Raw genomic sequence first — 19,273 nt, 5'->3', positions numbered from 1 at the left:
AACCCCGGGTGTGCGCCCTGCCGTCAATCGGCGAACTGTATCGGCGGATCGAACCGGTAACCGGCACCGCGTATCGTGGTGATGGTTTCAGTGTCGAGCTTGCGGCGCAGCCGCACGATGCGCGAGTCGATGGAGCGGTCGAAGGCGTCGGCATTTTCGGCCGGCGCGGCGGCGATGATGTCGTCGCGCGTCAGCACCTTGCGCGGGCTGGCGAGGAACAGCCTGAGCAGGGCCACCTGACCGGGCGAAAGCTGTTCTTCCGAGCCGGAACGATGCATGACCATGGCCGACCTGAGGTCGACAGTGGCATTCTCAAGCACGATCAATTCCCCGGCATTCCTGCCGCGTCGGTTAAGCAAGCCGCCAATGCGGGCCGCGAGTTCCCTGACATTGATCGGGCTCTCGACGACGTCGGCGGCCCCGAGTTCAAGCGCCAGCACCTTGTCGACAAGATCGGCCGGCCGGCAGATCAGGATGAAGTCCGGTCCGCCCTCGCCGCCATGACGCCTAAGCAGGTCGCGCCCCTCCGCCTGGCTAAGGCTGTCGCCGACAATGACGATATCGATGCCCCGCCCCGAAAGCAGGGATTCCGCCTCCCATGGCTGCCGTGCCTCACGCACATCATGGCCGCGCCGTTCAAGATGATCGGCAAGATCGGTCGCGACCACGTCGGCAACGCAAACAAGCGCAATGACAGAACGAGCAGCCATTTTCCTATCGTCCCCTTCGGCAACCGGATATGAGCGCTGGACATCATGTTTATACCCAATCTACTTTCCGCTGACAGCGGGGGCGAGAACATAGTGCGGGCGCGAATTATCATCGTCGAGGACGAGCCCGATCTGCGGGATGCGGTTGCTGAGTATCTCGGCGCCAACGGCTATGATGTGGCCACAGCGGAAAGCGCTGCCGCCGCACGAGCCATGCTTGAGAAGCAGTCCTTCCACCTTGCCGTCCTCGACATCGCCATGCCCGGCGAAGACGGCCTGTCGCTCGGCCGGTGGATGCGGTCGAAACTACCGATCGGCATCATCTATGCGACAGCCGCCGGAACGGCGCTTGACCGTATTGTCGGGCTGGAACTCGGCGCCGACGACTACATCGTCAAACCTTATGAATTGCGCGAAGTGCTGGCGAGGGTGCGCAGCGTCCTGCGCCGCGTTCCACAACCGGCCGCACCGCAAGCCAGCAAGGTCGAAGCCGCTACGGGCCGTCGCTTCATGGCCTTCGGCCCCTTCCAGGCCGACCTCGACGGCAGGCTTGTCACCGGCGCCAACGGCACGGTCATCGACATGGCCAAGAGCGAGTTCGACGTGCTGGAGGTTTTCCTGACGCGCGCCAACCGGCTGTTGACGCGCGCGGCGATTTCCGAGGCAATCGGCTTCATGGAGGATCCGGAATCCTCTCGCGCTGTCGACATCCGCATCATGCGGCTGCGAAAAAAGATAGAGGCCGACCCGGCCAATCCGAAATTCCTGCGCACGGTACGCGGCGAGGGCTATATCTTCTCGCTGCCGACCAGCGAAGGCAATTAGAGCAATTCCAGGAAAAGTGTGAAACGGTTTTCCGTCCGGAATTGCGCCAACAAAAGAAATGGGCGGTTCCGCGTTTCCGTGAAACGATGAACCGCTTAAGAGCATGATTCCGAAACCGGGGCTGGCTCGGAAAAGACCATACTCGGACGAAAGTGGATCGGCGCGAAACAACCGGGGCCGGAATGACGGCAGACCATGACCGCTGACTCAACACGCACGGACATGCATGGCGGCCGCCAAGGCGCGGCGATGGCTGCCGTTCGCGTCGTTCGCCGGCTCCGCGAAGCCGGTGACTGGCAACGCGAGATGGACACGATACTCGAGACGCTTTGCACGGCGCTGGACTGCCAGCGCGGCATCCTCTTCCGCCTGCGAGAACTGCCCGGCCAGGGATTTGCCCAATCGGTCGCCGCATACTGGATCGATTCCCGATTTGGCGGCGAGCTGGCTTCGCCAACGGTCATCATGCAATCCATCATCAATTCGGACCCGCTGCTGGAACGGTTGGCCGAGGACGAGCGGCAGGGCAAGGTGTTCGCCGGCCATACGCGCAATCTCGACGGCTTCCTGAGACGCGACTTCGAGAAGCAGAGCATCAAATCGTTCCTTTCGGTGTCTGTGTTCTCCCACGGTCATCTGTGGGGCACGCTCGCGGTCAATGACTGCGTCAACGAGCGTGAATGGACCGACGAGGAAGAGGCGACGTTGCACATCATCGCGCTGGCCATCGGCGACGCGATCGAGCGATCGCCCTCGGATGCCCATGCCAGCGAGGTCATCCGCCGCACCATGCTGCAGGCCTCGCTCGACGCCATCATCGTCATCGACGAGACCGGCTCGATCATCGAATTCAACCCGGCCGCCGAGAAGATGTTTGGTTACCAGCGTAGCGACATACTGGGCAAGGATCTGCTCGACACCGTCGTTCCCGCTTACTACCGCAAGGGCTATGTGTCGGGCGCCGAATACATGTCCGGGCGTGGCGCGCCGATGGTTGGCCAGCGGCTGGAGACCGTCACCCAGAATGCGGCCGGCGAGGTCTTTCCGATCGAACTGACCGCGACGGAGATGCGTGTTGCCGACCGCCGCCTGATCTTCGGCTCCATCCGCGACCTGCGTGACAAGTTGCGCGCCGAGGAAGAGATCAATCGCCAGCGCGAAAAACTGCATCAGAACGAGAAGATGGCGGCGATGGGCTCGCTGCTGGCCGGCGTATCGCACGAACTGAACAATCCGCTGGCCGTCGTGGTCGCCCAATCGACATTGCTGCACGAATTCGCCGCCGATCCGCAGACCAAGGTCCGCGCCGAGAAGGTGCGCGCCGCCGCCGAGCGTTGCGGCCGCATCGTCAAGAGCTTCCTCTCGATGGTCCGCCTCCATCCCACCGCGCAAGCCGAGACCGACCTCAACCAGGTGATCCGCGCCGCCCTCGAAGTCACCGCCTATGGCGCGCGATCAACCGGCATCATGATCGACACCGATTTTGCTCCTGGTCCGCTGCTGGCCATGGCCGACGCCGACCATGTGACCCAGGTGGCCGCCAACTTCCTCATCAACAGCCAGCATGCGCTGGCCGGCATTGCTGGCGACCGACTGATCAAGGTTCGTACGTTTCGCGGTGATCGGGGCAACCCTGGTTTCTCGGTCGAGGACAACGGCCCTGGCGTGCCGGAGGCGATACGTCCCCGCATCTTCGAATCCTATTTCACCACCAAGCCGGTCGGCGTCGGCACCGGCATCGGCTTGTCGATCTCGAAATCGATCATCGAACGGCACAATGGCAATGTCTGGTTCGAGGAAGTGCTGCCGAGAGGGGCGCGTTTCGTCGTCCAGTTGCCGGCGATTGCCGCCGGCATGGCCGCCATCGGCGACAGTCCAGCGCGATCCAGCGGGCTGCGCCACGCACTGATCATCGATGACGAGCCGGATGTCGCCGGCTCACTGTCCGACATCCTGGAACTAATGGGCATCAAATCGCGGATCGTGCCTCTCTGGGGCTCGGTCGCGGCGACCCTGAACGGCAACATGCCGCCCGACATCGTCTTTTCCGACCTGCGCATGCCCGGCACCAGCGGCATCGCCATCTATCGCGAACTGATGATTGAGCGACCGTTGCTGGCGCGACGTTTCGTTCTGGTCACCGGCGACCTTATCGGGGCCAAGGCCGAAATCGAAGCATTGCCGGCGCCACAGCGGCCACAGATACTGGAAAAGCCGTTCAGCACGCTCGATGTGCGCAGCGTGCTTTCGGCGATTGCCGAGCAGGCCGCGCAAGGCTGACAAGGTCCAAAAAAAGGCTCCCAACCGACGATGCGGTGGGAGCCGAATGGAGCGCCGGAGGGTAGCGCTCGGGGGAGTTCAAGGGGCGATCACGCAGCGGGGAGCCGGTCCGCGCATCACGTGTCAGAAAATATTGGGCGTATTCGTCAGCGGAGCGGCGTTGGCGATCATGCGAACAGCGCGGGCCCTATGCTTGCCGGACTGGTCGGCAATGACGCGCAGGCAGTCCGCCGTCTCGGCACCCCAGGCCTGTCCTTTGCAGGCGAATTCGATTTCCGGCATCGGCAGGCGCGCGGTCTTCGTCGTTGTCATCTCGCCCTCGACAACGTTCGCTGGCGGATTCCAGGAAGCGAAGGCCGGGCCTACTGTCGGTGCGAACAACATGCCGGCGAAGGTGGAAACGGCCAGCACCATGAACATTGCCATCGGATGATCGCTGGCGCGCTGGCGAAGCGCCAGTTTCGGACGCCGGTCGTTGCGCTCCGGGGCTTCAAGGCGGATATCGCGGCTGCCTGAGTTTTTGACCTTCGTTTTCATCGCCGTTCCCTTCGTATTTTTTTCTTTTTCTATAAAACGAATTTAATCGCACTTGGTAACGGGCGAATGATACGCAAGGGATGCCCGTGTAACAAAGCTGAAACAATTAATTCGGGCAAATTCGGGCAAAAGCGGTCATTGGCCGATGCATGGGCTTTTTCGTGAAGCTGTTTCATATGCGCGACCTGAATGTTGCTGAGATTTCGATAGCAGGCAGCAAAGCCCGAACCCGGCCGGCCAGACTATGAGCAACCTCACACTCCGGACTGGAGAGCCGTATTTTCCGTGCGAAAACGGGCGTGATTTTGCTGACATCAAGCGCCGATCCCCACGCGAGACGCTTGCTGACAGCCATGTTAAGGCTCGGAATTTCCGGGATTTTCTTCAGCCGTACGGGTCGAATGTCGGCTTCGGCGCCGAACGCAAGAAGCCCGATATTTCCACAAGCCATTGCATTTCAATGAAAAATATGATTCTATTGAACAAGCATTCAATAAAAAGAAGAGCCGCTTATGAACCCGCATCTCCGTGACGTGGCGATCCCCAATGATTGGGACAGGCGGGGCCTGCCGGGCTGGAGCTATCACTCCGACGCCCTTCTCGAACTCGAGAAAGAGCATGTCTTCCGCAATCACTGGCAGATCGTCGGCCACGTCTCCGACCTGCCGAATGCCGGCGATTACCTGACCATGGATGTGGTCGGCGAGCGCGCGCTGATCGTGCGCGGCAAGGACGGCGTCGTGCGCGGCTTCAACAACATGTGCCGCCATCGCGGCAGCCGCGTCGTCGCCGACAGCCAGGGCAATTGCAAGAATGCCCTGGTCTGCCCGTTCCACGGCTGGGTCTACAATCTCGACGGCACGCTGCGCGGCGCCGCACGCCCGCGCTCCTTCCCGGACCTCGACAAGACCGAGTTCGGCCTGATGCCGCTCGATCTCGAAATCTGGATGGGTTTTATCTTCATCCGCTTCCGCAATGGCGGCCCGCAGCCCTCGGTCGCCGAGCTACTGAAGCCGATCGAACCCGAGCTTGCACACTACAAGGCCGCCGACATGGTGCCGTCCTGGGGCATCTGGACCCAGAAGACCCCGGTCAACTGGAAGTCGGTGCGCGACGTCGACAATGAAGGCTACCATGTCGCCATGGCCCACCCCGCCCTACAGGATCTCTACGGCGCCACCTATTTCGACGAACCCTTCATCAATGGCGTCTCGCGCTCCTTCGCCACCTATAACCCGCATGCCGGCCGCCGCTGGAGCGTCAGGAACTACGTCAAGATCGCACCGGAGCCGACGCATCTGCCCGATCATCTGAAGAAGGCCTGGGTCTATTACGGCATCTTCCCGAATGCGGTGATCTCGGTGATGCCGGAATCGGTGCAGTTCTACCAAGAGTTCCCGCTGTCGACTGGCGAGACGTTGCTGCGCGGCGCCATCTACCGCTACCGCGACGAGAGCCGCGAACAGGCCGCCGCCCGCTATCTGTCGTTCCGCATCGACCGTGACACCATGTCTGAGGACGTGCAGCTTTCGGTATGGTCGAACGAATCCATGCTGTCCGAGGCCTTCGAGGGCTTTTACCTCTCCGATCTCGAATATGGCGTGCGCACCCACCACGACCATCTGCGTAAGATGCTGCCGGTGCTTGGCCTGGAAACGGCGCCCGAGGAAAAGGACATGGGGAATCTGAACGACGCGCTGAGATCGCGCTCGTAGGCGCGCCCACGTTGATAATTGGCGAACCTGTTAATGAGAGCGTCCCTCTCCCCGTCACTATACGGGGAGAGGATGCCGGCAGGCAGGTGAGGGGCAGCGCCAAGCTTGCGGGGATTGTCGCCTCTGACAGTCGACCGTATTGCGGACTCAGCCAACGCTGGCGCGGCCCCTCATCCGCCTGCCGGCACCTTCTCCCCGTAGAACGGGGAGAAGGGAGCTATCCCCGCCACACCCCTTCTTTCCTCAAATCATCCATCGTGCGTGAAATGCCTTCGCGCAGGATGCCGACCATGTCGTCGATCTGCTCGCGGGTGATGATCAGCGGCGGCGACATCACGCACATGTTGATCAGCGGCCGCACCAGCAGGCCGAGTTCATGGCAGTGCGCGTCGATGCGCTTGCCGACATCCTTGTCGAGCTGCAGCGGATCCTTGCTTTCGCGATCGGCGACGCATTCCACGCAGCCCATCAATCCCATGCCGCGCACTTCGCCGACCAGCGGCAGTTCCTCCAGCGTCTTCAGCTGCGCCTGGAAATAGGGCGCGACCTCCCGCGTATGCGCGAGCACGCTCTCTTCAAGGATGTCGAGGTTCCTGAGCGCTACCGCGCAGCCCACCGGATGGCTGGTATAGGTCAGCCCGTGACCGAACATCGCGTCCGGATGGTTCGACCGGCGCAGCTCCTCCAGCAGCCGCTCGGAGATGATGACGCCGCCCAGCGGGAAGTAGCCTGACGTGACGCCCTTGGCGAAGGTGATCATGTCCGGATCGATGCCGAACACATCGCCCGACGCAAAGACATGGCCGAGTCGGCCGAAGGCGGTCACCACCTCGTCGGAGACATAGAGGATGTCGTTCTCGCGGCAGATCTCGCGGATGCGCTTGAGGTAGCCGTCCGGCGGCACCACGACACCGCCCGACGCCTGCACCGGCTCGCCGACGAAGGCGCCGATCTTGTCGGCGCCGACGCGTGCGACCGTGCCGCGGAACTGGTCGACGAGGAAATCGGTGAAGACGGCAAGGCTCATCCCAGCCGGACGCCGGAACGGATCGGGCGAGGACAGCTTGACGACCAGATCGTCGGCGCCGTCCATCCAGTCGCGGTCGCGCGGCCTGCCGTTGAGCGAGGCCGACAGATAGGTCGAGCCGTGATAGGCGCCGCCCCGGCTCAGGATCAGCTTCTTCTCCGGCCGCCCCCGCACATTGTTGTAGAACTGCATGAAGCGCAGCGCCGTCTCGACGGCCGAGGAGCCGCCCGTGGTGTAGAAGACGTGACTGAGATCGCCCGGCGCATGGCCGGCGATGCGCATGGCCAGTTCCGCCGACGGCGCGTTCATCGTGTACCACGGCGTGTTGTAGGACAGCGCCATCGCCTGGTCGTACATCACCTCCGCGAGTTCCTCGCGGCGGTGGCCGATGTTGACGCACCACATGCCGGCTGGCCCGTCGATGAGCCGCTTGCCGGTGTTGTCGGTGATGTAGATGCCGTCGCCTTCGCCGATCAGCGCCCGCGCTTCGGCGCCAACAGAACCGGCATACGGCCAAGGCTGGATGAGATGGCGCTTGGCCAGTTCGATCGCATCGTCGCCGCCGTCAGCAGCCGTCTCGGTCGCTCTCAGGTCTCTTGCAGCCGCCATCTTCGCCTCCATGCCCTTTGACAAATTCCCATCAATACGAAGCTCGGTGCCGAGCTTGGAATGTCGGCTTTCTTCATTTCATTTTGAATGGTCGTTCAATCAATATCGCAGAATTAACGCTTGATTTCAATCGGCGGATGCGCGCATGATGAAAGAAAGCCGGCAAGCAAGGGGAACAAGCTGCCGGTGCAGCCAATGGGATGCCGCATGGCGGGACAGACCGAGCCAGCAACCGAGATCACACCCGGAGCCCTGCAATGACGGTGGCCGCGGAAGGGTCGCCTGCATTGTCGCGATCGCGGGCCAGACGAAATGCCCTTCTGCAATCCGAATCCGTCCAGGGCTTCGCCCTGATCAGCCCGACATTCCTCTATGCCCTGATCCTTCTGGTGCTGCCGATCCTGGTGGTCATCGCCCATTCCTTCTGGACGCAGCACTATCTGACGATCGACCGCACCTTCACCCTCGAAAACTATCGCATTGCGCTGACCGAGCCGATCTATCGCGACCTGCTCTGGCGCTCGCTCTACATCTCGCTGACGGTCAGCTTCTTCACCGTCATCCTCGCCTACCCGATCGCGTTCTTCATCTCGTTCCATGGCGGCCGCCACAAGGGCCTGTGGCTGTTCCTGATCACCATTCCCTTCTGGACCAGCTATCTGCTGCGGGTCATGTCGTGGAAGGTCATCCTCGGCTACAATGGCGTGCTGAATTCCGGCCTGATGGGCCTCGGCATCATCGACGAGCCATCGACGGCCCTGCTCTACAACACGTCGGCCGTCATCATCACGCTGACCCATGCCTGGGCGGCCTTCGCCATCCTGCCGATCTTCGTGTCACTGGAAAAGGTCGACCGCACCTTGATCGAGGCGGCCAAGGATCTCGGCGACGGGCCATTACGCTCCTTCCTGCGCGTGACATTGCCGCTGTCGGCGCCGGGCGTCATCTCGGCCATCCTGATCGTGATGATCCCGACGGTGGGCGACTACGTCACGCCGCGCCTCGTCGGCGGCAAGGACGGCGTCATGATCGCCAACGCCATCCAGGCGCAATTTGGCAAGGCCGCCAACTGGCCGCTGGGCGCCGCCCTGTCGGTCACCACCATGTTCATCGTCACGTTGATGGCGGGCGCCACCGTCTTCGTCATCCGTTCCGCGGCGAGGCTTGCCCGATGAAGGGGTTGCGGCGTTTCCTGCCCGGCAACAGCTGGCTGGCGGTCTATGCCCTGCTCTACGTTGCCTTCCTCTATCTGCCGATCATCTTCCTGCCGATCTTCTCGATCAACACCTCGGCGACGCCGAAATTCCCGCTCTCGGGCTTCACCCTGCAATGGTACGAGGACCTACCGAACACGCCGGCTCTGCTCGATGCGGCCTGGAACAGCCTGATCGTCGGCGTCTCGGCCGCGGTGCTCTCCACGACCCTTGGCATACTCGCCGCGCGCGCCATCACCCGCTATCGCTTCCCCGGCCGCCGTCCGATCAATGCGCTGATCATGGCGCCGCTGGTGCTGCCGGAAGTGATCGTCGCCATTTCCATGCTGCTGGTGATGCTGCAGCTGGGCCTCAGCCTGTCGCTGTTCACCGTCGTGCTCGGCCATATACTCGTCTGCATACCCTATTCGATGACCGTGCTGATCTCCGGCTTCGAGGGGTTCGACCGCAGCCTGGAGGAGGCATCGGCCGATCTCGGCGAAAGCGCCTTCGGCACCTTCCGGCGGGTGACCCTGCCCATGGTGGCGCCGGCGATCATTTCCAGCCTGCTGGTCTCCTTCACCATCTCGCTCGACGAGTTCATCATCGCCTTCTTCCTCACCGGAACCGAGGCGACGCTGCCGGTCTATATCTGGGGCCAGTTGCGTTTCGCCTCGAAGCTGCCCGGCGTTCTGGCGCTGGGCACGCTGTTGCTGATTGCCTCTTTCCTGCTGATGACCATTGCCGAAATCCTGCGCCGCCGCGCGGCCAGACGCACCCAGAACGAGGGAGGCCTCTATGCCTGAGCGGCCCGAAGCCGAGCGATCCCGCCAGACGGAACGATCGATGATCGAGATCCGCAACGTCACCCGCAGCTACGGGGCGTTCAAGGCGCTGGACGATGCCTCGCTGACCATCCGGGAGGGCGAGTTCTTCTCGCTGCTCGGTCCATCGGGCTGCGGCAAGACCACGCTGCTGCGCATGATCGCCGGCTTCGACAATCCCACAAGCGGCTCGATCGCCGTCGACGGACAGCCCATGGAAGGTATCCCGGCCAACCGCCGGCCCTCCAACATGGTGTTCCAGAGCTACGCGATCTTTCCGCATCTCAATGTCGAGCAGAATGTCGCCTACGGGTTGAAGCGGCTGAAGCTTGGCGAGACGGAAGAAAAGCGGCGTGTCGCCGAGGCGCTGGCGCAGGTGTCGCTGGTCGGGCTCGGCAAGCGCCGCGCAACGGAGCTTTCCGGCGGCCAGCGGCAGCGCGTGGCGCTGGCGCGAGCGCTGGTCATGCGGCCGAAAGTGCTGTTGCTCGACGAGCCGCTGTCGGCGCTCGACAAGAAGTTGCGCGAGCAGATGCAGATCGAATTGCGCCGCCTGCAGCAGGCGGTGGGCATCACCTTCATCCTGGTCACCCACGACCAGTATGAGGCATTGGCGATGTCCGACCGCATCGCCGTCATGTTCGGCGGCAAGATCGCGCAGGTCGCCTCGCCCAAGGAAATCTATCAGCGGCCGGTCAACCGGCAGGTCGCCGACTTCCTCGGCGGCATGAACTTCGTCAAGGCCGAGATCGTCGAGGAGAATGGCGCCTCGATCGTCGTCGACACGCTGGGCTTCGGCCGCGTGAAGACCGACAAGCCCAAGGCCTTTGTCCGCAATGGTAGTGCCGCGACGCTCGGCATCCGGCCCGAACGCCTGCGTGTCCTGTGGGACAATGCGACAGCCAAGTTCGAGGTCGCTGGCAAGGTGGTCGAGCGCCACTATTTCGGCGAGATCACCCATCTGATCGTCGAGATACCCGGCCTGGAAAAGCCGCTGTCGGTCACCGAGACCAATGATTTCGGCGCCGACGACATTCCGGTGGGCACGTCTATCCGCCTTGCCTACGACCCGGAAGCGCTGGTGGCGATGGCCGACTGAAGGCCCGGGATGACCTTTCGCGCCGCGATCCGCCCCGCCACGATCGCGCCCTCGATATAGCCGGGAAATGACGGTGACAGTTCCGACGCGGCGAAATACACCGGCGACGCACCGGCCAGGATGTCCCGTTCGGCGTTGGTGGCCGTCACATCGACAATGAGATCGCTATAGGCGCCGCCGCTCCAACGATCGTTCGTCCAGTCACGGTAGCTGATGTCGAGCACGGCTGCCGCCTCGGCGCCGAGCGCGGCCTCCAGTTTTGCCGTCAACTGCGAACGCAATGCCGCATCGCTGAGCTCACGCCAGCGCAAGGCGAGCGGCCCGCCAATGAAGACAACGAGCGCCGCATGATCGTCATCCTTGCCGGCGTCGCAGGCAAACAACCCCGGCAGGTCGCGCCACATCACCATGCCGCTCAAGCCACGGTCGCGCCAGAAAGCCCTGGCGTAGCGCACCAGCACCTTGATCACCGTGCCGCTTTGCCAGGCGCCCAGCGCCTTCGACAGTCCGACCGGCAGCGGCGGCGAATGCTCGATCCTCGACGCCATCACCGGCGGCACGGCGACAAGCACCGCGCGCGCCTCGATCGAACACGTCGCGGTGACGACCCGTACCCCATCTTGCTGGCGTTCGATGCGCGTGACGGGCATGCCAAGGCGCAGTCGGTCACCGAGATCACCCGCCAGGTCATCCGCCAGCGAATGCATGGTCTCGCCCACGAAATACTGAAGCTCCGTCACTTCGTTGGTGATGCGGCGATCATTGTCGATGAGGTGCCAGAGCGGCACCTTTTCCAGCGCCTGGCACCACAGCCCTTCGATCATCGACCGGAAGGCCGCCTTGACGTCGCGCGGATCGCTCTGACGCTCCAGCCAGTCGGCGACTGTCAGGCCGGCAATAGCCGGATCGTCTGGAGAAATCCGGCTCATGCGCTCGCGGATCGCCATCGATGCGGCATAGGTCCGTTCGGCTTCCGCCTCGCTCATCGGCGGTTGCGCGATGAATTCCCCGTCGACATGGGTCTCGACCAGTGTTCTGCCGCGCGCGCCCACCAGTGCCATCAGTTCCGGCATGTCCTGGCACAGGAACTGCCCGCCGCTGTCGACGCGCTCGCCAAGGCCATTCTGCTTGGCTTCGACCCGCCCGCCGACGCGGTCGCGCGCCTCGAGCAGGACAAAATCGACGCCGGCCTTCTTCAGCTCATGCGCCGCCGACAGCCCGCTGAAGCCCGCGCCGACAATGACGACTTCCGTTCGCTGGTTGCTCAATAGCCCGCCTTGATCTTCTCGAATTCGTCGACCATGCGCTTCTTCAGCTCCGGCGCGACCGGTTGCTGGAAAAGCGTCTTGTCGAGGAACTTGCCGAGATCGTCATAGCCGCGATCGGCCAGCACCTTGTGGTCGATATCAGCCATCCCGGCGCCATTGCCATGCCCATAGCCAAATGTCGTGACCATGTATTTCGACACATCGGGAGCATTGACGGCATTCAGGAAATCATAGGCCTGGCCGAGCTTGCCGGGCGCGTCCTTCAAGAGAACATAACCGCACACCCAGGTCGACATCCCCTCCTTGGTGTCGCGGTTCATGGCGATCGGAACGCCCTGCTGGGTCATCGCGATCAGCGTTTGACCCCACCCCCAGGCGAGGTCGACCTCATTGCCGGAAAAGGCCTGGTCGATGTCGGTCGAGTCGGTCCAGTACAGACGGATGTTCTTGTGCACCTGGCGCAGGAAATCGGAGGCGTCCTTGAATTGCTGATCGGTCATTTTGGTCCAGTCCTTGAGGCCGATGACCAGGCTTGCCAGCGCATAGGCGTCGTCGACATTGTCGCCAATGGTGACGCGGCCCTTGAATTTCGGATCGGCGAAGATGCGCAGCGACTGCGCCTCCTGCGGTGTCACATGATCGGTCCGGTAGAGCAGTGCGGTATTGCCCCAGTCAAAAGGCATGAACCACGCCTTGCCGTCCTCGGTCGTGGCGAGATTCTTCATCGCCATGATGCCGGGATTGAGATCTTTCCACCCTGATATCTTCGACGTGTCCAGCGGTTGCAGCATGCCAGCGTCGCGCCACTTGCCCACGCTTTGCGAACAGGGGTGGGCTATATCAGCCTTGAAGCCGGCCCGCATCTTCTCGAAGGCCTCGTCCTCGTCGCCGAAGAAGGCGAAGGTCGGCTCGGCGCCGTTCTTGGCGGTGTAGGCGGCGTGGAGCAGCGGATCCTCGTATCCCGACCAGTCGAACACGACGAGATCGCCACCACCCTCCGCGAAGGCGATGACTGCGCCGGCGCCAATCGTGCAGGCGGCGGCAAGGACAAGACGGCGAAACATGGAATTCATGGCGCGAAACTCCCCCTTCGCGAGAACATCAGGGCGAGGTTAGGAGAATTCTGCAACTTTGGCGAGCCCGCCCGCCGGCCGTTTGAGGCAGGCGGGCGGGCGAACTGCAATGGTTCAATAGCCGGCTTTGATCTTCTCGAATTCAGCGATCATCTTGAGCTTCAGATCCGACGACAGCGGCGCCTGGAACAGCGTCTTGTCGACGAATTTCTCCACGTCGTCATAGCCCTTGCCCTTGAGCACTGCCGGGTCGACGCCGGCCATGCCCTTGGCATTGGCCTGGCCGTAACCCCAGTCCTTGACCAGCACATTGGCGACGGCCGGATCGTTGACCGCGTTCAGGTAGTCATAGGCTTTGTCGACATTCCCCGGCGCATCCTTGAACAGCACATAGCCGCAAACCCAGGTCGAAATGCCTTCATTGGTGTCGCGCTTCGCCTTGATCGGCGAGCCGGCGAGCGCCGACTGCACGGCGGCATCGTTCCAGGCCCAGGCGAGATCGACCTCGCCGCCGGTAAAGGCCTGCACGATCTCGGTGTTGTCAGTCCAGTAGAGCCGGACGTTCTTGTGCACCTGACGCAGGAAGTCGGACGCCTGCTTGAACTGGTCGTCCGTCATCTTGGTCCAGTCCTTCAGGCCAATGGCTAGGCTGGCCAGCGCATAGGCATCGTCGACATTGTCGCCGATGGAAACGCGACCCTTGAACTTCGGATCGGCAAAGGCCTTCAGCGACTGGATGTCCTTCTCATCGACCTTGTCGGAATTGTAGGTGACCAGGGTGTTGCCCCAGTCCCAAGGCATGAACCAGGCCTTGCCGTCATCCGTCGTGGCGAGATTCTTCATCGCCATGATGCCGGGATTGAGGTCCTTCCAGCCAGTGATCTTCGAGGTGTCGAGCGGCTGCAGCAGGCCGGCCTCGCGCCATTTCACCACGCTCTGCGAGCAGGGATGGCCAAGATCGGCCTTGAAGCCGGAACGGACTTTCTCGAACGCCTCGTCCTCGTCGCCGAAGAAGGCGAAGGTTGGCGAGTCGCCATGCTTCTTGACGTAATCGGGATGGAAACCGGGCGCCTCATAGCCCGACCAGTCGAACACGATCAGATCCTTGTCCGCGGCAATCGCAAGCGCGGCCGCCGAGGCCGCCAGTGTTGCGGCAAGGCCAAGGGTGAGTGCCAAGCGTCGAGTCATTGTCTTCATTGCTGTTCCATCCTCTTGATTTTTTTGGGTTATGTTACGTCGTTCCACCGCCGACGGCGGTCGTTGGCGCAAAGTGCCTGGGAAACGCCGCCGCCAGGAATTCGTTTGCCGCCTGCAGCGCGGTCTCGCGGGTGGTGTCCTCGGTTCCCATCATCAACCGCAGCCACAACCCCTCCAGCATGGCGCTGAGCGCCAGCGCCATGACCTGCGGCTCGAAGGCGTAGCCGCCGCTTTGTTTCAGCGTCGCGCAAAGGTCGATGTAGATGTTCTGGTAGACGGCATCGCGTGCACTGCTCAGCGCCTGATAGGTCGGCCGCGATTTCGCCTCGCCCCAGAAAGCGCACCACGCCGCGAGCTTGCGCTTGTTGCAGATCGAGCGATCGAAATCGGCAGCGACCAGCGCCTGGAGCTGCCGTGCGGGATCATCGCCTGCCTTCTGCAGCGCGTTGCGCCAGTGCGTCGAATACTCGTCGTACATATGCTGCAAGGTCGCGATAAGCAGCTTTTCCTTGCTCTCGAAGTGGAAGTTGACGATGCCGCGCGACAGGCCGGCTCCGTCGGCGACATCGGCCATCGTGGTCTCCGAATAGCCGCGCTTGGCCAGCGAATCGATTGTCGCCTCGATCAGCTGAAGCTGCCTGACTTCCTTCGACGCCTTGCGGCCGCGTTTCTCCTGCTCATTGCTCCTGGCGTCCGGGGACCGCTCTTCGCGCGCTGCAGCTTTCATTGATACCGTCATGCTCCACATCGCCGGCTATCCCGCCGGCTTCCATGCGCGAAGATGAGCCGGACGGTGCTCACCACTGTCAAGAACCTTCTGCATCGCTTCCCAGGTTCGTATGTTCTTGTCGACATAGGCCGCGCCAACCGCCACTGCGATGGTCGGGTAGAGCGGGCCTTTCAGCCTCTCCAACTCCCCGCGCGCGACTTCCCGGTACCAGGGATTGCGGTCGCGGATGGTGACATCGGCAAAACCCGCCCGGCGCATTGCCTGCGCATAACGCTCGGGCGACGCCATCGCGAAGGAAAGGCCCTCGGCCGCGAAATAGGCCTTCATGTCCGGTGATGGCTCGCCGTCATGCGAAATCATCCAGTTCGAGGCCGCGAAGGCGCCACCCGGTCTCAGCACGCGGAAGATTTCGGCGAACAAGGCGTCCTTGTCCGACACATGCACCAGCGCATCCTTGGAGAAGACGACATCGAAAGAGCCATCGGCAAAAGGCAGCGGCCCGGGGGCCGCATGAACGAAGCGCACGCGCCCGCCCAGCCCGTGCTCCACCGCCCGCTGTTTGGCTGCCGCTATCACCGGTCGCTCGACATCGAAGCCGGTGGCGTGCGCGGCGCCATGGCGCTCGACCAGGTGCAGGGCGATGCCGCCTGAGCCGCAGCCTATGTCGAGGACCGTCTTCTCCCGTAGCGAAAGGCCTTCGAGGACCCTGTCGACCTCATCTGGCCCGCCCGGCGACAGATACCCTTCGCCCCACAGCGCCTCCAGGAAGCGGATGGCGGTGTCGTCATACTCAGGCGCGGCGTCAGCCGTTTCGATCATCAGACCTTGGTCCCAAGCGTCGAATGCCCAGTGTCGAGTGCTGGCAAAGCGTAGCGCATGAACGGGAAAACGCAATACCATTTGTTGAACATTCATTCAAAATGGCTGGACAGAATATCGACCGCCGTGCCAGATTTCGCGCATTCGGGGAACGGATCACGCGAGAAAGCGTCGGTCACAATGAAGACTGGGCCAGCATGAAAGCTTGGGATGCGATCATCATCGGCGGCGGACACAACGGCCTGGTCAATGCCTGCTACCTGCAGCGCGCTGGCCTCGATGTCCTGGTCGTCGAAAAGAACGATTGGGTCGGCGGTGCCGCCACCAGCCGCGAACTGACGCCGGGCTTCCTCTATTCCAACTGCTCCTATGTGTGCTCGCTGTTCCGGCCCGAGATCATGCGCGACCTCGAACTGCCGCGCTTCGGCCTGCAGGTGATCTCCTATGAGGGCGGCGCGGTGTTCACGCGCGACGGCGACTACCTTGCCAACTACCGCGACCATGATGCCCATCGACGCGAATTCGCTCGGTTCTCGAAACACGACGCCGAAGCCTATGACCGCTACGCCCGTGACGTGACGCGGCAATGCCGCTTCATCCAGCCACTGCTGATGCGCACCGCACCAGATCCTACCAGCCTTAGGCCACGCGATCTCGGCGAGCTTCTCTATCTCGGCAAGAAGTTCGCCGGCCTGTCGGCCGAAGAGATGGCGCTGACCCTGCGCTTCTGGACCATGTCGATCTCGGAATTCCTCGACGAATATTTCGAGACCGATGTCATCAAGGCCAATTTCGCTTTGTCAGGCATCATCGGTACCGCGCTCGGACCGATGTCGCCGGGCACAGCTTACGTACTGCTGCACCACTATATGGGCGAGGTCGACGGCTCGGTTGGGGCCTGGGGCTATGCGCGTGGCGGCATGGGTGCGGTCACCAAGGCGCTTGCCGCCTCGTTCAAGGCCTCCGGCGGCACCATCCGCACCGGCGCCGAGGTCGACCATGTGCTGGTGAGCCGCGGCAAGGCCAAGGGCGTGGTGCTGGCGGGCGGCGAGGAGGTTTACGGCAAGCTCGTCGTCTCCAACGCCGACGTGAAGCGCACCTTCCTGAAGTTGGTCGAGGAGAAGGAATTGCCCGACATCTTCCTGCGCCGGGTCAGGAATTTCAAGATTCGCGGCTCCTCCGGCAAGGTCAACATCGCGCTGGATTCGCTGCCGGAATTTCCGGCACTGCCGAAGGATTCTCCGGTTTATCGCGGCGACATGCATTTCACCGATTCGATGGAGCGCATGGAACGCGCCTATGACGACTGGAAGGCCGGGCGCTGGTCGGCAGACCCATTCCTCGACATGGTCATCCCCACGACACTCGACCCGACCATGGCGCCGCCTGGAAAACATTTCATGAGCTGCTTCGTGCAGTATGCGCCGCCCAAGATTGATGGCCGCGACTGGACCGATGCCGACCGCGACGGCTTTGCCGAAAGCGTGATTTCGCAGATCGCCGACTATTCGCCCGGCTTCCGCGACCGCATCGTCCACATGGAAGTGCGCACGCCCCGCGAGATCGAGGCCGAAGTCGGCCTCACCGAAGGCAACATCTTTCAGGGCGAACTGACCTTCGACCAGCTTCTGTTCAACCGGCCGGTGCCGGGCTACGCGCAATACCGCTCGCCGGTTGGCGGGCTGTACATGTGTGGCTCCTCGACCCATCCCGGCGGCGGCGTCATGGGTGCCCCCGGCCGCAATGCCGCGGCCGAAATCCTGCGCGACCTCGCCAAGTCCACCTCGCATATGAGCCCGGCCCATGACGTCATTTGACGCGATCATCATAGGCGGCGGCCACAATGGCCTTGTCGCCGCCGCCACGCTGGCGAAAGCCGGACGCAAGGTGCTGGTGCTGGAGGCCGCGGGCGAAGTCGGCGGTGCCGCGCGCACCGAGGAATTCGCCCCTGGGTTCCGCACTTCTTCGATCGCTCATGTGCTGAATCGTCTGCACCCCGACGTGGTGAAGTCGCTGGAGCTGGAAAAGCATGGGCTGATCGTTGCGCGCGGGGATTTCGTGCCATCCCTGGCCCTGTCGAAGGACGGCCCGCCGCTCATCCTGCATGGCGCCTATGGCGAGGTGCTGACCGGCGGCAGCTCGGCAGAGCAATCCGCGTGGAAGGAACTGCGCGCGCAGCTGTTGCGGTATGCCGGTATCCTGAAACCATTCCTGGCGCGCCGGCCGCCCGATCTCGACGGCATGTCGTTGCTTGAAACCGCCGCTCTCGGCCAGAGCGCATTGGCGCTGAAGAAGCTCGGCAAGGAGGACATGCGCGATTTCCTGCGTGTGCTGCTGATGAATGTCGCCGACCTGCTCGACGAACAGCTCGAGGATGACCGGCTGAAGGGACTGCTTGCCTTCGACGCCACGCTTGGCAGCCATCTCGGCCCGAGGTCGCCGACCTCGCTGCTCGGCCTCTACTACCGGCTGGCGGGAGAGACAGGCGGTGCCGCCGGCGCGCAAATCGTGCCGAAAGGCGGCATGGGCGCGGTCGTATCAGCCATTCGCGCCGCCGCCGAGAATGCCGGCGTGACGATCCGCACCGGGACACCAGTTGCGAAGATCATAGTCGAAAAAGGCCGCGCCGTTGGTGTCACGCTCGACAATGGCGAAATACTGCCAGCCAGGACGATCGTCTCCGCCATCAATCCGGCAACGACCTTCCTTGACCTCGTCGGCTCGCGCGAGATCGACACCGGTTTTGTCCGCAAGGTGAAGAACATCCGCACGAAGGGCGATGCGGCCAAGCTCAACCTGGCGCTTGACCGGCCGCCGCAATTCACCGGCGTCGACGCCGCCGATCACAAGGGCCGTCTGGTCATCGCGCCATCGCCCGATCATGTCGAGCGCGCCTTCAATCCGTCGAAATACGGCGAGTTCTCCACCGAGCCGGTGATGGAGATCACCCTGCCCAGCCTTGCCGACCCGACGCTCGCACCCAGTGGCGCCTGTGTTTTGTCGGCGGTGGTGCAGTATGCGCCTTACGCACTGAAAGAAGGTTGGGATGCCGGCAAGCCGAAATTCCTGCGGGCGATCATGGCTCAGCTGGAGGCTTATGCTCCCGGCATCGGCAAAAGTGTCGTCCATGCCGAGCTTTTGACGCCGGCCGATATCGAGGCGCGCTATCGCATGCCGGGCGGCCATTGGCACCATGGCGAATTGCAAGCCGACCAGATGCTGATGTCGCGGCCCGTGTCCGGCTGGTCGGGCTACGACACGCCGGTCGACGGGCTGTTCCTCGCCGGCGCCGGTTCGCATCCTGGTGGCGGAATCTCCGGCGCTCCCGGCCTTAACGCCGCGCGGCGCATCATTGCGATGAAGGGCTAAG

Annotated in this window: 16 protein-coding genes; 8 read left to right on the top strand and 8 right to left on the bottom strand. The window is 62.8% G+C overall.

All coding sequences use genetic code 11. The annotated features are described in order from the left end of the window. Positions 1 to 23: 23 nt before the first annotated feature. A complete protein-coding gene (locus tag ABVQ20_RS32505) occupies positions 24 to 710 on the bottom strand; it encodes a winged helix-turn-helix domain-containing protein (protein ID WP_354463803.1) in 687 nt (228 codons plus the stop codon). Between the two features lie 45 nt (positions 711 to 755). Between ABVQ20_RS32505 and ABVQ20_RS32500 the strand changes: the two genes are divergently transcribed. Next, on the top strand, positions 756 to 1,535 hold the full coding sequence (locus ABVQ20_RS32500; RefSeq protein ID WP_435528474.1) for a response regulator: 780 nt from the start codon (positions 756 to 758) through the stop codon (positions 1,533 to 1,535). A gap of 195 nt (positions 1,536 to 1,730) precedes the next feature. Next, positions 1,731 to 3,815, top strand: coding sequence for a PAS domain S-box protein (locus tag ABVQ20_RS32495; RefSeq protein WP_354463800.1), 2,085 nt, complete (start codon positions 1,731 to 1,733; stop codon positions 3,813 to 3,815). Positions 3,816 to 3,938: 123 nt separating this feature from the next. On the opposite strand, the gene ABVQ20_RS32490 is transcribed toward ABVQ20_RS32495, so the two are convergent. Continuing rightward, complete coding sequence (locus ABVQ20_RS32490; protein ID WP_354463798.1) at positions 3,939 to 4,352, bottom strand: hypothetical protein; 414 nt, start codon at positions 4,350 to 4,352, stop codon at positions 3,939 to 3,941. 512 nt (positions 4,353 to 4,864) lie between these two features. Here ABVQ20_RS32490 and ABVQ20_RS32485 point away from each other — a divergent pair. Beyond that, on the top strand, positions 4,865 to 6,067 hold the full coding sequence (locus ABVQ20_RS32485; protein ID WP_354463797.1) for an aromatic ring-hydroxylating oxygenase subunit alpha: 1,203 nt from the start codon (positions 4,865 to 4,867) through the stop codon (positions 6,065 to 6,067). A gap of 217 nt (positions 6,068 to 6,284) precedes the next feature. Here ABVQ20_RS32485 and ABVQ20_RS32480 read toward each other — a convergent pair whose 3' ends face one another. Continuing rightward, the gene (locus tag ABVQ20_RS32480; protein WP_354463796.1) at positions 6,285 to 7,703 is read right to left on the bottom strand and encodes an aminotransferase; all 1,419 of its coding nucleotides are present in this window, start codon (positions 7,701 to 7,703) and stop codon (positions 6,285 to 6,287) included. Between the two features lie 257 nt (positions 7,704 to 7,960). Here ABVQ20_RS32480 and ABVQ20_RS32475 point away from each other — a divergent pair, with 257 nt between their 5' ends. From ABVQ20_RS32475 to ABVQ20_RS32465, 3 genes are read left to right on the top strand one after another with little or no spacing between them, the layout of a single operon-like run. Then, positions 7,961 to 8,878 (top strand): ABC transporter permease, encoded by a 918-nt coding sequence (locus ABVQ20_RS32475; RefSeq protein WP_354463794.1) that lies wholly within the window; start codon positions 7,961 to 7,963, stop codon positions 8,876 to 8,878. Beyond that, a complete protein-coding gene (locus ABVQ20_RS32470; protein ID WP_354463793.1) occupies positions 8,875 to 9,702 on the top strand; it encodes an ABC transporter permease in 828 nt (275 codons plus the stop codon). The genes ABVQ20_RS32475 and ABVQ20_RS32470 overlap by 4 nt, the downstream gene beginning before the upstream one ends. 40 nt (positions 9,703 to 9,742) lie before the next feature. Then, positions 9,743 to 10,816, top strand: a complete 1,074-nt coding sequence (locus tag ABVQ20_RS32465; RefSeq protein ID WP_354464101.1) for an ABC transporter ATP-binding protein — start codon at positions 9,743 to 9,745, stop codon at positions 10,814 to 10,816. On the opposite strand, the gene ABVQ20_RS32460 is transcribed toward ABVQ20_RS32465, so the two are convergent. The 5 genes from ABVQ20_RS32460 to ABVQ20_RS32440 all read right to left on the bottom strand — a co-directional run bounded on the left by ABVQ20_RS32460 (position 10,780) and on the right by ABVQ20_RS32440 (position 15,903). Further along, positions 10,780 to 12,084 carry a flavin monoamine oxidase family protein gene (locus ABVQ20_RS32460; protein WP_354463792.1) on the bottom strand — a complete coding sequence of 435 codons (1,305 nt, stop codon included), beginning with the start codon at positions 12,082 to 12,084 and terminating at the stop codon, positions 10,780 to 10,782. The two genes, ABVQ20_RS32465 and ABVQ20_RS32460, sit on opposite strands and share 37 nt — an antisense overlap. After that, positions 12,081 to 13,157, bottom strand: a complete 1,077-nt coding sequence (locus ABVQ20_RS32455; RefSeq protein WP_354463790.1) for an extracellular solute-binding protein — start codon at positions 13,155 to 13,157, stop codon at positions 12,081 to 12,083. The genes ABVQ20_RS32460 and ABVQ20_RS32455 overlap by 4 nt, the downstream gene beginning before the upstream one ends. Before the next feature lie 114 nt (positions 13,158 to 13,271). Continuing rightward, complete coding sequence (locus ABVQ20_RS32450; protein ID WP_354463789.1) at positions 13,272 to 14,354, bottom strand: ABC transporter substrate-binding protein; 1,083 nt, start codon at positions 14,352 to 14,354, stop codon at positions 13,272 to 13,274. 34 nt (positions 14,355 to 14,388) lie between these two features. Further along, positions 14,389 to 15,081 carry a transcriptional regulator BetI gene (betI, locus tag ABVQ20_RS32445; RefSeq protein ID WP_354463788.1) on the bottom strand — a complete coding sequence of 231 codons (693 nt, stop codon included), beginning with the start codon at positions 15,079 to 15,081 and terminating at the stop codon, positions 14,389 to 14,391. 27 nt (positions 15,082 to 15,108) lie between these two features. Next, positions 15,109 to 15,903, bottom strand: coding sequence for a class I SAM-dependent methyltransferase (locus ABVQ20_RS32440; RefSeq protein ID WP_354463786.1), 795 nt, complete (start codon positions 15,901 to 15,903; stop codon positions 15,109 to 15,111). A 197-nt stretch (positions 15,904 to 16,100) separates the two neighbouring features. On the opposite strand from ABVQ20_RS32440, the gene ABVQ20_RS32435 reads away from it, so the two are divergent. Both ABVQ20_RS32435 and ABVQ20_RS32430 read left to right on the top strand, forming a co-directional pair. Beyond that, a complete protein-coding gene (locus tag ABVQ20_RS32435) occupies positions 16,101 to 17,720 on the top strand; it encodes a phytoene desaturase family protein (RefSeq protein ID WP_354463785.1) in 1,620 nt (539 codons plus the stop codon). Further along, the gene (locus tag ABVQ20_RS32430; protein WP_354463783.1) at positions 17,707 to 19,272 is read left to right on the top strand and encodes a phytoene desaturase family protein; all 1,566 of its coding nucleotides are present in this window, start codon (positions 17,707 to 17,709) and stop codon (positions 19,270 to 19,272) included. Before ABVQ20_RS32435 ends, ABVQ20_RS32430 begins: the two co-directional genes overlap by 14 nt. Position 19,273 lies beyond the last annotated feature (1 nt).

The sequence above is a fragment of the Mesorhizobium shangrilense genome, assembly GCF_040537815.1.
In the GTDB taxonomy this organism is placed as follows: domain Bacteria; phylum Pseudomonadota; class Alphaproteobacteria; order Rhizobiales; family Rhizobiaceae; genus Mesorhizobium; species Mesorhizobium shangrilense.
This window is presented reverse-complemented; position numbering and strand designations above follow the sequence as displayed.

Coding starts and splice junctions, on each gene's coding strand:
- ABVQ20_RS32505 (WP_354463803.1), bottom strand. CDS start 710: ATGGCTGCTCGTTCTGTCATTGCGCTTGTTTGCGTTGCCGACGTGGTC.
- ABVQ20_RS32500 (WP_435528474.1), top strand. CDS start 756: ATGTTTATACCCAATCTACTTTCCGCTGACAGCGGGGGCGAGAACATA.
- ABVQ20_RS32495 (WP_354463800.1), top strand. CDS start 1,731: ATGACCGCTGACTCAACACGCACGGACATGCATGGCGGCCGCCAAGGC.
- ABVQ20_RS32490 (WP_354463798.1), bottom strand. CDS start 4,352: ATGAAAACGAAGGTCAAAAACTCAGGCAGCCGCGATATCCGCCTTGAA.
- ABVQ20_RS32485 (WP_354463797.1), top strand. CDS start 4,865: ATGAACCCGCATCTCCGTGACGTGGCGATCCCCAATGATTGGGACAGG.
- ABVQ20_RS32480 (WP_354463796.1), bottom strand. CDS start 7,703: ATGGCGGCTGCAAGAGACCTGAGAGCGACCGAGACGGCTGCTGACGGC.
- ABVQ20_RS32475 (WP_354463794.1), top strand. CDS start 7,961: ATGACGGTGGCCGCGGAAGGGTCGCCTGCATTGTCGCGATCGCGGGCC.
- ABVQ20_RS32470 (WP_354463793.1), top strand. CDS start 8,875: ATGAAGGGGTTGCGGCGTTTCCTGCCCGGCAACAGCTGGCTGGCGGTC.
- ABVQ20_RS32465 (WP_354464101.1), top strand. CDS start 9,743: ATGATCGAGATCCGCAACGTCACCCGCAGCTACGGGGCGTTCAAGGCG.
- ABVQ20_RS32455 (WP_354463790.1), bottom strand. CDS start 13,157: ATGAATTCCATGTTTCGCCGTCTTGTCCTTGCCGCCGCCTGCACGATT.
- ABVQ20_RS32450 (WP_354463789.1), bottom strand. CDS start 14,354: ATGAAGACAATGACTCGACGCTTGGCACTCACCCTTGGCCTTGCCGCA.
- betI (WP_354463788.1), bottom strand. CDS start 15,081: ATGAAAGCTGCAGCGCGCGAAGAGCGGTCCCCGGACGCCAGGAGCAAT.
- ABVQ20_RS32440 (WP_354463786.1), bottom strand. CDS start 15,903: ATGATCGAAACGGCTGACGCCGCGCCTGAGTATGACGACACCGCCATC.
- ABVQ20_RS32435 (WP_354463785.1), top strand. CDS start 16,101: ATGAAAGCTTGGGATGCGATCATCATCGGCGGCGGACACAACGGCCTG.
- ABVQ20_RS32430 (WP_354463783.1), top strand. CDS start 17,707: ATGACGTCATTTGACGCGATCATCATAGGCGGCGGCCACAATGGCCTT.